Source organism: Paenibacillus sp. Y660, from assembly GCF_057221575.1.
Genome location: NZ_JBXBBJ010000009.1, coordinates 95,382 through 109,896 on the forward strand (window position 1 = coordinate 95,382; position 14,515 = coordinate 109,896).

The window sequence follows — 14,515 nt, forward strand, 5'->3', positions numbered from 1 at the left end:
ATGAGAGCGGAGGAGATTACATATGCGTAAGAAAAAATGGAAGAAGATCTTAATTTGGTTGGCATCGATTATTGTCATACTAGGAGTGGGGGGCTTATTTGCAGCTAATTATGCTGTGGATAAGCTTATTTCTACTCTCGCTGCCGACTTAGAGAATGATCTATTGAATGAAGAAGTTACAACTCCAGGAACACAGCCTGATCAACAGGGGACGGAATCAACTGATCAGGATGATTCGAATTCAACAGTCGTTACGGATGAAACGGAAACAGGTACTACAGACCAAGCAGTGAAGCCAGGCAAAGGTGGATCAAACACAACTAACAGCGGCTCTAATGATCCGAAAGAAGATAATCTGAAGGATGGTTATAGCGGTGAAGTAACCGTAGAAAAAGCAAAAAATCTTCAAGAAAAGATAACAGTATCTGAGAAAGCGCAGGTATCATCCGTGTTACTGAAAGAGCTTAATATGTCTGATATAAAAGAGCTTCAAGCAATTGCTAGCGGTGGTATGACTCTAGAAGAGAAGAAAAAAGCGCGCAGCATTATCTTAGATAAGCTAACTCCTGAGCAGTATGATGAGTTGATTCAGGTGGCTAAGAAGTATGGGATGAGCCAGGGTAGGGCGTATGATGAGGTTATTAAAGAGAAGTAAGAATATTATGAGTTTCAGATCCTCTGGAGGGATCTAATTGAGAGTTGAAAAAACTATTATTCCTACTTCGGGGCTAGGAACCAGGTTCTTACCTGCCACAAAAGCAATGCCTAAAGAGATGCTTCCAATTGTCGAAAAACCAACTATTTAATACATTGTAGAAAGGTATCCGTTATGACGCAGGAGAAAAGATTGGGTTTATCAAGACAACAATTAAATTTGCATTGCAGAACAAAGATTTAAGAGAGAATCTTGTTATCATATTTGACTGAAATTCTTAAGAAGGAACTAATTAAATAAAACTAAATAAGAGAAATAACTCAATATCTATCTAGTGGGTGACTTGTGGGAATCTATGTAGTGTTAAAAAGAATTATTGATTTAATGTTTGCTATTTTACTTATATTCCTATTTATGCCTATTCTGATCATTGCTGCGATCGTAATTAGATTTGAATCAAAAGGGCCAGTTTTATTTCGTCAAATGCGGCCAGGTAAAGACGGGAAAATATTTATAGTATATAAATTTCGAACAATGCATTTAGAAACAGTTAGGAATGGTCTTGCACTATCAGACATGGAAAGAATGTTGAGAGTAGGGTCATTTCTTCGAAAGACGAGTATTGACGAACTTCCACAGTTATTTAATATTTTACGAGGCGATATGAGTTTCATCGGACCTCGTCCGTTACTTGTACAATATCTTGAACACTACAGTCCAGAGCAATTTAGACGACATGAAGTAACTCCTGGAATATCTGGATGGGCACAGGTGAATGGGAGAAATTCAATTGACTGGGATGAAAAATTCAAGTTAGATGTTTGGTATGTAGATCATCTGAGTTTTAGATTGGATCTTAAGATTTTAATTATGACAGTATATAAAGTTATAAATAGAAATGGAATTAATAACTCGCAGGGTAATACAATGCATGTTTTTACTAGCAATCGATCGGGATCTATAGAAGATACAATTTATTAGTTATACCAAGGAGTATATAATGTAATTTCTGTTCATGTCATTAAAGAAACTAAATATCAAAAAAAGTGCTATGGAGATGAACAAAGTGGAACAACGAATATATCTATCACCACCGCATATGACTGGAAATGAAATGAGTTTTATTCAGGAAGCATTTGATGCCAATTGGATAGCGCCTATTGGAACAAATATTAATAAATTTGAGCATGAACTTTGTGATTTTATAGATATAGAACATGGAGTAGCTCTTTCCTCAGGAACAGCAGGAATTCATCTTGCTTTAAAATATTTTGGAGTGGGGCCTGGGGATTATGTTTTTTGCTCTAGCTTTACATTTGCAGGAAGTTGCAATCCAATAATGTATCAATATGCTACTCCAGTATTTATTGATTCTGAACCAGAGTCATGGAATATGTCTCCAGATGCATTGCGGAAAGCATTCGAATGGGCAAAAAAAGAGAATAAGATGCCTAAAGCAGTAATAATTGTGGATCTTTATGGACAAAGTGCTGATTACGATAGTTTACTTCCTATATGTGAGTACTATGATGTTCCTGTTATAGAGGATGCTGCAGAAGCTCTTGGAGCAACCTATAAAGATAGGATGTGTGGACTGTATGGAAACGTTGGAATATTTTCATTTAATGGAAACAAAATCATCACCACCTCCGGTGGTGGAATGGCGGTTTCAGACGATGAATCCTTAATAAATAAATTTCACTTTTGGTCGACTCAAGCAAGAGAGTCTGCGAAACACTATGAGCATCAGGAAATTGGATACAATTACCGCATGTCTAATATATGTGCAGGAATTGGTAGAGGCCAACTGATGGGACTCGTAGATCATATAGAATTGCGAAAATCAATACGTAATCAATATGAGAAAGAATTTCATGACATTATGGTGGATCTAATGCCTATTTCGGATAAAGGAGAGCCGAATTACTGGTTAACACCGATGACAATAAAGGAAAATTCTAATGTAACTGTTGAGAATATTATTAATGCATTAGATCAGGAAAATATAGAGTCACGACCTGTATGGAAACCCATGCACCTTCAACCTGTCTTTAAGAATAGTCCATTTTTCTCTCATTTGGTGGATGGTAGTATTAGTGAACAGATATTTAATAAAGGCATTTGTTTGCCTTCTGGGTCATCAATGAAAACTGATCAACTGAAAAGAGTAATTAATGTTATTAAAAAGGTTTTTCTTACGGTGAACACATTATGAATATACTATTCTTAACACTAGCATATCCGGAGGGTGAGGATCGTAATTTATACACTGATTTAATGCGGGAATTTTATGATCGCGGGGATCAGGTATTTGTTATGTGTCAACGTGAACGGAGAACTGGAAAACCCTCAGAATTTAAAGAAGAAAATGGCATCAATGTTCTGCGTGTAAAAACAGGAAATATTACTAAAACAAATATTATTGATAAAGGTATATCAATACTCCTTATTGAGACACAGTTTATTAGTGCATTTAAGAAATATTTTGGGGATATTAAATTTGATTTAATTTTATATTCTACACCTCCAATAACTTTTGAACGAATAGTGAAGTATGTAAAATCGCGTGACAATTGTACAACTTATTTACTTTTGAAAGATATCTTCCCTCAAAATGCAGTGGATATGAACATGTTAAAAAAAGATAGCCTGATTTGGCGTTATTTTAGATCAAAAGAAAAGAAATTGTATGAAATATCAAATTATATTGGTTGTATGTCACCCGCAAATGTAAATTATGTATTAAAGCATAATCCTGAAATTGATGATAACAAGGTTGAGGTTTGCCCTAACTCAATTAGGCCTACTTTGTTAAATGAAGTTCAAACTAATAGAGAAGAATTTCGCAGTAAGTATGGCATACCTAAAGATGCTATTGTATTTACTTATGGCGGAAATTTAGGGAAGCCTCAAGGAATTGGCTTTTTTCTTGAAGTCCTTGAATATTTTAAAGATAGAAATGATTTATTTTTCTTAATAGTAGGATCTGGAACGGAATATAACCGCATAAATGATTACATTGTCAAAGGTCAAAATCCTAATGTTAAGCTTCTAAAATCATTATCCAAGGTAGAGTACGATAGAATATTAAAAAATTGTGATGTTGGATTAATATTTTTAGATCGAAGATTTACTATTCCGAATTTTCCATCAAGACTCACTTCATATATGGAATATGCCTTACCTATTGTAGCTGCAACAGATGTCAATTCAGATATAAAAGATGTACTTAAAGAAGCAAACTGCGGCTATTGGGCTGAGAGTGGCGATATATTAAACTATGCGAAAGTAATAAACCAATTAGCAGCAGAACGTAAATTGCGCATTAATTTGGGGAGAAGCGGAAGACAATATCTTGAAGAATTCTATACTGCATCAAGAGCTTATGAAATTATTACTTCACACGTTAGGTAAAGGCTATAGAGTAATTTATTAGGTCAGGCTTACAAAGAGATCTTGAATTCACAAACGATGGAGATGAAGTTTAATGTTTAAAGATAAGACTTTATTAATTACGGGGGGAACTGGCTCGTTTGGCCATGCAGCACTCAAACGATTTCTTCATACAGATATTAAAGAAATTCGGGTTTTTTCACGTGATGAAAAAAAACAAGACGATATGCGTAAGTTGTATAAAAATGATAAATTGAAATTTTATATTGGAGATGTACGTGATTTAGCTAGTGTTAAGAATGCTATGCATGATGTGGATTTTGTGTTCCATGCAGCTGCATTGAAGCAAGTGCCTTCATGCGAATTCTTTCCGCTAGAAGCTGTTAAGACGAACGTATTAGGTACAGAGAATGTTTTATCAGCATCAATTGATGCAGGAGTAAGTAAAGTCATATGCCTATCTACAGATAAGGCTGCGTATCCAATTAATGCGATGGGTATCTCTAAAGCGATGATGGAGAAAGTATATATAGCAAAATCGAAAACGATATCGCCAGAGAAAACACTAATTAGTGGTTCAAGATATGGAAACGTAATGGCTTCACGTGGGTCTGTTATTCCACTATTTATTGAACAAATAAAGAACGGTCAACCAATAACAATTACAGATCCTAATATGACTAGGTTTCTTATGAGTCTTGAAGAAGCGGTAGAATTAGTCGTATTTGCGTTTAACAATGCCCAGGCAGGAGATATTATGGTACAGAAAGCTCCAGCCTCAACAATTGGTGATCTTGCTCAAGCAATTAAAGAGTTATTTCAAGCAAATAATGAAATTGTCATTATCGGTACTCGACATGGAGAGAAGTTATATGAAACATTACTTACAAAAGAAGAGCATATAGTCGCAGAAGACTTTGGTGATTTCTATAGAGTGCCTGCAGACCAAAGAGATCTTAATTATGATAAGTATTTTATTGAGGGTGATGAGCAGTTAGCTTCAGAAGATGAATATAACTCGCATAACACACAAAGACTTGATGTAGAACAAATAAAAGAAAAGCTATTAGCACTTGAATATGTTCAAGAAGAGCTGAAAGGCTGGAATAAATAGTGAAAATACTTATAACTGGCGCAAGTGGTTTTGTGGGTAAAAATTTAATAGCAGAACTAAAGAATAAAGGTTATAAAGACATATTTGAGTACAATAGAACCACAGATAGAGGATTGTTGGAGAAATACACAAACGAATGTGAATTTGTATTCCATCTTGCAGGTGTGAATAGACCACAAAATGATGGAGAGTTTATGGTAGGTAATTTTGAATTTACTTCAGTGTTACTAGAGTTACTTAAAAAAAATAATAACAAGTCACCTGTACTTATAACATCATCCATACAAGCTGAGAAAAATAATCCTTATGGTGTGAGTAAGAAGGCTGGAGAGGATTTGTTATTTAAATACAGTGAGGAAACGGGAGTTAAAACAATAGTCTATCGACTGCCTAACTTATTTGGAAAATGGAGCAAACCAAACTACAATTCAGTTGTTGCGACATTCTGTTATAACATAGCTAGAAACATTGATGTCAAAATAAATGATGCTAGTTCTGCTCTTGTTTTGAGTTATATCGATGATGTAGTAACAGAGTTTATTAGTGCTCTTGAAGGTAACGAACACAAGGAAGGAGCTTTTACTTATGTTCCTGTTACTTATAATATTACAGTCGGGGAACTAGCAGAAAAAATTCGTGCATTTAGCAACAATAGAAAAACATTGATTATGCCTTCATTGGAGAACCAATTTGATAAGGCATTGTATGGTACATATTTATCATACTTAGAAGAAGACAATTTCTCCTATAAATTAAAGAAGAATATAGATAACAGAGGTTGGTTGGCTGAATTTATTAAATCAGACAGTATGGGACAAATTTTTATATCTAAGACAAAACCAGGTATTACAAGAGGGAACCATTGGCACCATACTAAGGTGGAGAAATTTCTTGTTATTCAAGGTGAAGCTATAATCAAATTTAGGAGAATCGATACAGAAGAAGTGCTGCAATATAGAGTGAATGGAGATACTCCGGAAGTAGTAGATATTCCTGTCGGTTATACTCATTCCATTACAAATACCGGCGATGAAGAAGTGATTACGTTATTCTGGGCTTGCGAAATTTTTAATCCTGAAAAAGCTGATACATATTTTGTGGAGGTATAGAGCATATGAGCAAATTAAAGGTTATGACTGTTGTGGGAACTAGGCCTGAAATTATACGATTATCAGAAGTAATCAAAGCGAATGACCGATACTTTAACCATGTATTAGTACATACAGGCCAGAACTGGGACTACACTCTAAATGAAGTGTTTTTCAATGAATTAGAACTTCGTGAACCAGATCATTATTTGAATGCAGTAGGCGAGCATCTAGGTGAAACAATGGGTAACATTATTTCCAAGTCATTTGAAGTGTTGTCTAAAGAAAAACCGGACGCGCTATTAATACTAGGAGATACCAACTCAGCACTATGCGCAATTTCTGCTAAGAGATTGAAGATCCCGATCTTTCATATGGAAGCTGGTAATAGATGTTTTGATCAAAATGTTCCAGAAGAGATAAATCGGAAAATTGTAGATCATATCTCAGATATTAATCTTCCTTATACTGAGCATAGTAGAAGATATCTATTGTCTGAGGGCATTCGCAAAGAGCATATCTTCGTAACAGGTTCACCTATGACCGAAGTGTTGCAAGCGCATATGGATAAAATACATGAGAGTACAGTACTCGAACAACTTAATTTGCAATCAGAACAATATATTTTAGTATCTGCTCATAGAGAGGAAAATATAGATTCTGAAGAGAATTTCACTTCACTGATGAATGCTATTAATCATATAGCCGAATTGTATCAATTACCTTTAATTTACTCGACCCATCCAAGAAGTTGGAAAAAGATTGAGGAAAGAGGATTTAAGTTTCATCCATTGGTCAGACAATTAAAACCGTTTGGCTTTTTCGATTATAACAAGCTGCAACTAAAATCATTTTGTACGCTCTCGGATAGTGGAACCTTATCCGAAGAATCGGCGATACTAAATTTCCCAGGTGTTTTAATCAGGACTTCAACTGAGAGACCAGAAGTATTAGATAAGGGTAGTGTTGTTATTGGGGGGATAACCGAGGATGATATTGTTCAAGCTGTTAAATTGAGCAGATCGATGTGGGATAATCAAGAAAAAATTATATTAGCACCTGATTATAGAGATGAAAATGTATCAGTAAAAATCATTAAAATAATACAAAGCTACACGAGGATTATAAACAACATTGTATGGAGAAAAAATTAATGATTAAAATAATAATTAATTAAGAGGTATTCATGAATATATTATTTATTGGTGGTGTATTTACGGAGGAGCAAAAAAGTGAAATCTTAAATAAAAGTAGAGGGGTTATACAATATGCTGCAAATGCATTGCAATGGAATATAATTACCGGTCTTGATGCATGCAATATACAACCGGTTAGTATTATCAATGCCATGTTTGTAGGTTCATTTCCTCGATTGTATTCTGATTATTATATACCATCTAGGAAATGGAGCCATATTACTGCTGCAAATGACATAAACATAGCTTTTTTAAATCTACCAGGTATTAAACATATATTTAGAGGAAGGAATACTTCAATACAGGCAACAAAATGGGCTCGTCAGAAAGAAGAAAAAAAAGTTATTATAATATACTCTATGCATACACCATTTATTTATGCAGCGGCAATTGCTAAACGAATTGATCCAGATATTCATATTTGTCTTATAGTTCCTGATTTGCCTGAATTCATGAATTTAACTCTGAAGAAGAGTAAAATTCATGATTTATTTAAAAGGATAGACAGATTAATTATGGATAGATATTTAAAATATACGGATTCTTTCGTGTTTCTTACTAGCCATATGGCCGAATCGCTTAATGTTGGGGATAGACCTTGGATAGTAATGGAAGGTATGGTTAACTCGAATGAACTTGAGAATAAAAAAAATGAAGGATCTGATGACTCAACAAATGAAAAAATAATTCTCTATTCTGGCACATTAAACAAAATGTATGGAATTATGAATTTGATTAATGCATTTTCAATGATTAATAATGACGATTATCGTTTATGGATATGTGGAGCTGGAGAGGCAGAGCTTGATATTATTAAAATGACTGATAAAGATTCAAGAATAACCTATTTTGGACAGGTAGATAGAAGTAAAGTTTTATTACTTCAACGAAGAGCTACTGTATTGATTAATCCAAGAGGGAATGAGGGAGAATATACAAAATATTCATTTCCTTCAAAAACAATGGAATATTTATTATCAGGCACACCTACTATTGTGAAGAAGTTGCCAGGTATACCAGATGAATATTATAAGTATCTATTCTCTGTAGATAGTAACTCAGATGAAGAGCTTTCAGCAAAAATGATTGAAGTTTGTAGTATGCCTAAATCATTTTTAAATAACTTTGGCAGAATTGCTCAAGAGTTTGTGATGAGTGAAAAAAACAATGTAAAACAAGCAAATAGAATATTGGATATGATATCTAATAAATAAAGATGCGGATTTTTGATGGTTTACTTTATGCCACTATAAGTTTTAGTAACTAGTTAAGGGCTGATATTTATTGGATATTAAACAAAAGTCAAATAATACAATATATACATTACATTTTTTTGTATTTTTAATAACTCTACTCTCTTACTTGTTATACGCTTATTTAATAAAGTATTCTTCCTTTTCTTTTGCAGAGTATGAACATTCACTAAGAGAACTTATTAGGGCTAAATATAGTCCTCCTCTTTCAGCGATATTATCATACCGAGTAGCAATAATTGGAACAATAATATTGTTTTTGTTTAACATTAAAAAGATCATACGACATAAAAACTTTCTGATTTACATTTTAATATGGATGTATGTACCCATTCTTTTGTTGAAGTCCGGAAATCCAATTGAATACTTAACGAGTTTCTCTAGTGGCGCGGGTATATTGGCTCCCATAACACTAATTGGAGTAGGTTTATTTTTTGCTTCATACGATAATGAAAATTGGATTAAATATAAGAAAGCATTAGTTATCGCTTTAATAGTATCTATTGTTATGTTTATCATTGGATTTATTAAAATAGGAAGTTCATTGGCTTTAGGAGATAGGTTAATATCGATCCGATGGTTGTGGGCTCCTTCATTATTATTTGAAACTTTATGTTTTCTTTTCTTTTCAATTAATAAATTTAAAGGTATTATGGGAAAACTAATAAAATACTCACCGATTGTTCTAGCCTTACTTAGTGCCATAATGCTGCAAACCAGGTTAACGTTTATTATTATATTTATTAATATAATAGTTTTTTACTTTATAACAGTGAGACAAAAAAGTAAGTACATTATGGCTATGTTAATAGGTTTTGTTATGATATTGGTATTTTTTGTGTTAATACAGAATCTACCAACAAGTAACATTATATCAGTTAATTTTGACAATTTGAATAATCGTTTGTTTGAGGATACTCGAACCACTCAAGCAGAGGTCTTTTTTCAAAAGGTAAAAGAAGATTTTTGGGAATTCATTCCGTTTGGTGCTGGATATCAAATGGAGAATTATATGAAGTTAGACGCTGGGTATATTACAGCAGCATTATTTGTGGGGCTTCCAACTACATTTTTAATTATTATCCTCCTTTTTATTCCTGTTCTTAAAGCTGTTAGGCTTAAACTTCCTGCCAGTGAAGCATGGGTCGTATCTGGAGCTTTTGCGTGGGCTGTTAGGTGTTTGAGTTCTAGTGCGATGTCGTTAACAGTTGAATTCTTTATTTTTATTATCTTGGCTGGAAGATGTGCATGGTTATTAAAGAACGATTCAAAAAAGAAATAGGTCTAAACGTGTTTATTTTGGTGTGAGAGGGAGGTATCTAAGTGAGAAATGTATTTTTATTATTCTCAAATTACTTGGATTATGAAGGTAAAGATATTAAAGTTGGTGGGATTGAGACATATCTAAACCTTTTGAGTCAGGTTATATTAAACCGAGGATATAATCCTATCATAATACAAAAAGGAGTTAGGCCATTTCAAAGAGTTATTGGAAATATTACAGTGTATGGAGTGGTCTCTAATTCAAGAGAGAACTTAGGTACTAGCCTGTATAACTATTCATTAGCTTTAGCTGACCCTGAGAATGATATTATAATATTTGCGACTCATACACTATGTGTACCTAATAATTTCAAAAGAACAATAGGAATACAGCATGGGATATTTTGGGACATACCCTATAAAAGTAAATATGAGAATATATGCAAAGAAATCAATACTATTGGACGCGTAAAAACCGGATTGCGTAATATTAAACAACTCCAGCATACCAAATGTGCTGTAAGTGTGGATTACAACTATATCAATTATGCCCGTTCAATTTATCCTTATGGAGACCAAAAAATATTTACAATTATAAACTGCGTTGATATTCCAAAAAATACGGATTTTACAAGAAAGAATGAAATAGTTAAAGTGATCTTTGCTAGAAGATTTGAGTGGTATCGCGGGACAAGAATATTTGTAGAAGCAATAAAAAAGGTTTTACAATTCAACTACAATATTGAAGTAACTCTTGCTGGAGAAGGTTCTGATGAGAATTTCTTAAGGGAAGAGTTTAAATATGATTTAAATGTAAAATTTATTAAATACCATCCTGAAGATGGATTTACTACACATCTTCAATACGATATAGCAGTTGTTCCTTCTTTGGGATCAGAAGGAACTTCATTATCACTAACTGAAGCTATGGCTGCTGGTTGTGCAGTTATTGCCTCAAATGTAGGCGGAATGACCAATATTGTTATTGATGGTTATAATGGGATAATAATTAATCCTGAGTCCGATGAACTAGCTAATGCTATTGTAGAACTAACTACAAATAATGAACTGCGAAGAACATTAGCTGAAAATGCGATAAATACTGCTAAGAGCGCTTTTTCGTATGATAGATGGGCTGAAAAATGGGGTAGCGTATTAGATTATATAGAAACCATGTAAGTGTTTAATCAAATATACAATGATCGGACGACTAATATGTCTTTTGCGAATTCATTATTGAATAGACTGAATTTATCAAAGCACTCTAAAAACTTTTTCATATTATTGTCAGGCTCTTCATTGAGTCAGTTTTTATCATTATTACTATTACCGTTTATTAGTCGTATTTATGGACCAGGGTATTTTGGGGATTATGCATTATATTTATCAATATCTGTATTAATTGTTAGTATTTCGAATTTCGGATATTTATCAGGAGTTATTCAAAGTAAGGATGATGAAGAAGCATCTGGTTTATGTAAAATAAGTAGCTATTTATCAATAACAGTATCTCTGTTTGTTTTGGCAATATTATATGTAATATCACCAAGTTATAGAGTAGTTGAAAGTAACCATTATATTTTATTTTGCACTTATATAGCTATTTCTTCGATAATTATGGCTCAAAATAACATAATGAATGCCTGGGCAAATAGAAAAATAAACTATAAGGCTATTACGTATTCCACAATAATAATATCATTAGTTTTCTATATCAGTAGTATACCTATTGGCTTATACATATCTAAAGAGAGTGGTTTAATCATAAGTAGCTTGATAAGTCAAATTGCAGGCTGTCTTTTTATGTTTACGTACAATAGTTATTTTAAAATAAAACACAATACCAAGTCACTGAAAGGAATTATTGTAAGAAATAAAAAATATCCAAAGTTTCAATTCCCTGCAAATATTATTAATAGTCTTGTTCAACAAATACCGATTCTTTCATTATTAACGATCTTTGGTAGTACTGTTACAGGTAATTATTCCATGACTCAACGTATATTAATGACGCCTATTACTTTAATAGGTGGATCCGCATCAAGGATTTTTTTTAAAACTGCTGCAGATTATCATAATCAGGGGATAGATGTTGGTGAAATGACATTTAAATCTATCAGTAGATGGATGAAATTAGCTTTTATACCAGCTGTCGTTTTGTTGGTGTACGGTGATTACATAATATCAATAGTTTTTGGTACTGAATGGCTAAAGGCTGGTATTTATGCCCGTATTCTATGCTTATATTTTGTATTTTGGTTTAAATCGATTAGCACAATGGGTTTGCTTATTATAAAGGAAAAATTAAAACATAACTTTTGGTTAGGGGTAATAACCTTATTCCTAAATTTATTGGCATTCTTTACAGGTGCCATACTTAAGAATGATATATTAACAATATCATTATTTACTATATTTAATGTTATAGCAATTGTTTTAGTTTATATATACACTTTCTCACTTACCAATTTTCCTAATAGAAAATATATTTCTTTTGTATTAATTTATATAGTTCTTCTTCTTACTTCTGCATTAGTTATAAGGAGTTCATTGTTATATCTTGGGATAGTAGAAACAATATAAACATATTATTTAACGTCAGAGCGGAATTATATAATAAGGTTGTGATAAATATAATGAAAAAAATTATATATAATGTTATAAAAAAAACGAGGGCTTACTGGATTGGGAATTCAAAGAAAGTTAGATTTGGACCTGGATGTAATATTGGGATTAAAAGTGTTTTTGGAGGCAATAACGTAATACATGAGAAAGTAATATTTCAAAATAGCTCCATTGGGTATGCATCTTTTATTGGGGAACAATCATCTATCATTAATACGAATATAGGTAAATATTGTTCAATTGGGTCTAGGTTAAAAATTGTAACAGGTAGACACCCAACTCATACTTTTATCTCAACACATCCTGCTTTTTATTCATTGCTAAAGCAATCAGGTTTTACATATGTTAAAGAGCAGTTATTCAATGAATTTAGATATTCAGATGAAACTGGTAAGTATTTTGTTGATATTGGTAATGACGTTTGGATAGGTTCAGATGTGAAAATTCTTGATGGTATTACTATTGGGGATGGTGCTATTATAGGTGCAGATTCACTTGTAACAGCTAATGTTGATCCATATACGATTGTTGCTGGTAACCCTGCTAAAAAAATTCGAAATCGATTCAGTAATGATGAAATAGAATCATTAAAAAAACTAAGATGGTGGGATAAACCTGAATCTTGGATTATAGAAAATGCTAAATATTTTAAAGATATTAAATTGTTAATAAACATACTAGAAAAACCATTAGAAAATAGTGAATTAATAAGTAAGGATGAATCTGATCATGAGTAATATTGCAATTGTTGTGGTAGGTTATAATAGACCTTTATCACTTAATAGATTACTAAAGTCAATAGGGCAGTCTTATTTTGATGAAGATGATGTAACATTGATAATTAGTATTGATAAAAGTGGTAATAAAGATGTTGAAAAAATCTCACACGAGTTTTCTTGGGAACATGGAGAGAAAATTATAGTTATTCAGGAAGAAAGATTAGGTTTGAAAAGACACATTATTAAGTGTGGAGATCTTTCATCGAAATACTCCGCAATAATCGTATTAGAAGATGATCTGTATGTATCTCCCTATTTTTATAGATATGCCAAACAAACAATTAATAAATATATTAATGATGAAAGGATTGCGGGAATATCACTTTACACACACCTATGGAATATTAGTTGTTCGCGTCCCTTTACACCTTCTGACGATGGAAAAGATGCTTATTTTTTGCAATTTGCTCAATCCTGGGGACAAATTTGGACAACAAAAATGTGGTTTGATTTTAAGACATGGTATAAAGAAAATGATGGAAAGATGTCCTATGAAGAAGGGATACCTAAGCACGTAGTTGATTGGCCGGACACTTCCTGGCTAAAATATTATATAAAATATTTAATTACCTGTGATAAGTTATTTGTGTATCCCAGAATATCATTATCAACGAATTTTGGGGATTTGGGTGAAAATGCGAGCGTAGCATCTACTCATTATCAGGTACCAATGTTATTTGGGAGCAAAGAAAATTTTAATTTACCTGCATTAGATGAAGGTATTATGTATGATGCATATTTTGAACGAATGAGTATGGGAGATGTGCTGAATATTAGTAACGATGATTTACTTGTCGATTTATATGGAAGTAAAGAAGTGAACGATAGGCGGTTTTTACTTACCTCGAATAAATATAGTTTAAAGGAAATTGCATCATTTGGGTTGAAGCTTAGACCACATGAAATGAATGTAATATTCAATATACCTGGAAATGATTTGTACTTATATGATACAACTGTTCGAAAAATTCCTTTGAGTGTAGATAAAAATGTTACATCACTAACAAGAATTATATACGATTTAAAGGATACGAAACGTAATGATGTATTTCGATTAGCTATTTATCATATATGTTCGACTATTAAGAGAAAACTCATTAAGTTTTTCCGTTAATTATTTTTTTGGTATGAGGCTTGGAACAGAGGGAG

At 32.7% G+C, this 14,515-nt stretch carries 13 protein-coding genes and 1 pseudogene; all 14 read left to right on the forward strand.

All coding sequences use genetic code 11. From position 1 onward, the window contains the following. Positions 1-22 precede the first annotated feature (22 nt). The 14 genes and pseudogenes from AC2TDN_RS12885 to AC2TDN_RS12950 all read left to right on the forward strand — a co-directional run bounded on the left by AC2TDN_RS12885 (position 23) and on the right by AC2TDN_RS12950 (position 14,480). Positions 23-655 carry a hypothetical protein gene (locus AC2TDN_RS12885; RefSeq protein ID WP_484688259.1) on the forward strand — a complete coding sequence of 211 codons (633 nt, stop codon included), beginning with the start codon at positions 23-25 and terminating at the stop codon, positions 653-655. 37 nt (positions 656-692) lie between these two features. Next, a pseudogene (locus tag AC2TDN_RS12890) lies at positions 693-803 on the forward strand (UTP--glucose-1-phosphate uridylyltransferase); the annotation flags it as partial. 212 nt (positions 804-1,015) lie between these two features. After that, complete coding sequence (locus tag AC2TDN_RS12895; RefSeq protein ID WP_484688260.1) at positions 1,016-1,636, forward strand: sugar transferase; 621 nt, start codon at positions 1,016-1,018, stop codon at positions 1,634-1,636. 76 nt (positions 1,637-1,712) lie between these two features. Then, complete coding sequence (locus AC2TDN_RS12900; protein WP_484688261.1) at positions 1,713-2,870, forward strand: DegT/DnrJ/EryC1/StrS family aminotransferase; 1,158 nt, start codon at positions 1,713-1,715, stop codon at positions 2,868-2,870. Continuing rightward, positions 2,867-4,069 carry a glycosyltransferase family 4 protein gene (locus tag AC2TDN_RS12905; protein WP_484688262.1) on the forward strand — a complete coding sequence of 401 codons (1,203 nt, stop codon included), beginning with the start codon at positions 2,867-2,869 and terminating at the stop codon, positions 4,067-4,069. The genes AC2TDN_RS12900 and AC2TDN_RS12905 overlap by 4 nt, the downstream gene beginning before the upstream one ends. 73 nt (positions 4,070-4,142) lie before the next feature. Next, positions 4,143-5,162 carry a polysaccharide biosynthesis protein gene (locus tag AC2TDN_RS12910; protein ID WP_484688263.1) on the forward strand — a complete coding sequence of 340 codons (1,020 nt, stop codon included), beginning with the start codon at positions 4,143-4,145 and terminating at the stop codon, positions 5,160-5,162. Next, positions 5,162-6,271, forward strand: coding sequence for a polysaccharide biosynthesis C-terminal domain-containing protein (locus AC2TDN_RS12915; RefSeq protein ID WP_484688264.1), 1,110 nt, complete (start codon positions 5,162-5,164; stop codon positions 6,269-6,271). Before AC2TDN_RS12910 ends, AC2TDN_RS12915 begins: the two co-directional genes overlap by 1 nt. A gap of 5 nt (positions 6,272-6,276) precedes the next feature. Continuing rightward, a complete protein-coding gene (gene wecB / locus AC2TDN_RS12920) occupies positions 6,277-7,404 on the forward strand; it encodes a non-hydrolyzing UDP-N-acetylglucosamine 2-epimerase (protein WP_484688265.1) in 1,128 nt (375 codons plus the stop codon). Positions 7,405-7,436: 32 nt separating this feature from the next. Further along, the gene (locus AC2TDN_RS12925; RefSeq protein WP_484688266.1) at positions 7,437-8,660 is read left to right on the forward strand and encodes a glycosyltransferase; all 1,224 of its coding nucleotides are present in this window, start codon (positions 7,437-7,439) and stop codon (positions 8,658-8,660) included. A gap of 70 nt (positions 8,661-8,730) precedes the next feature. Further along, entirely contained in the window at positions 8,731-9,981 is a 1,251-nt protein-coding gene (locus tag AC2TDN_RS12930; protein WP_484688267.1) for a hypothetical protein, read from the forward strand. A 41-nt stretch (positions 9,982-10,022) separates the two neighbouring features. Next, positions 10,023-11,141: a glycosyltransferase family 4 protein gene (locus AC2TDN_RS12935; RefSeq protein WP_484688268.1), complete on the forward strand. Its 1,119-nt coding sequence runs from the start codon at positions 10,023-10,025 to the stop codon at positions 11,139-11,141. Between the two features lie 36 nt (positions 11,142-11,177). Continuing rightward, positions 11,178-12,545 carry an oligosaccharide flippase family protein gene (locus AC2TDN_RS12940; protein WP_484688269.1) on the forward strand — a complete coding sequence of 456 codons (1,368 nt, stop codon included), beginning with the start codon at positions 11,178-11,180 and terminating at the stop codon, positions 12,543-12,545. 53 nt (positions 12,546-12,598) lie between these two features. Further along, positions 12,599-13,324, forward strand: a complete 726-nt coding sequence (locus AC2TDN_RS12945) for a CatB-related O-acetyltransferase (RefSeq protein ID WP_484688270.1) — start codon at positions 12,599-12,601, stop codon at positions 13,322-13,324. Then, positions 13,317-14,480, forward strand: a complete 1,164-nt coding sequence (locus tag AC2TDN_RS12950) for a glycosyltransferase family protein (RefSeq protein WP_484688271.1) — start codon at positions 13,317-13,319, stop codon at positions 14,478-14,480. The genes AC2TDN_RS12945 and AC2TDN_RS12950 overlap by 8 nt, the downstream gene beginning before the upstream one ends. The last annotated feature ends 35 nt before the right edge of the window (positions 14,481-14,515 follow it).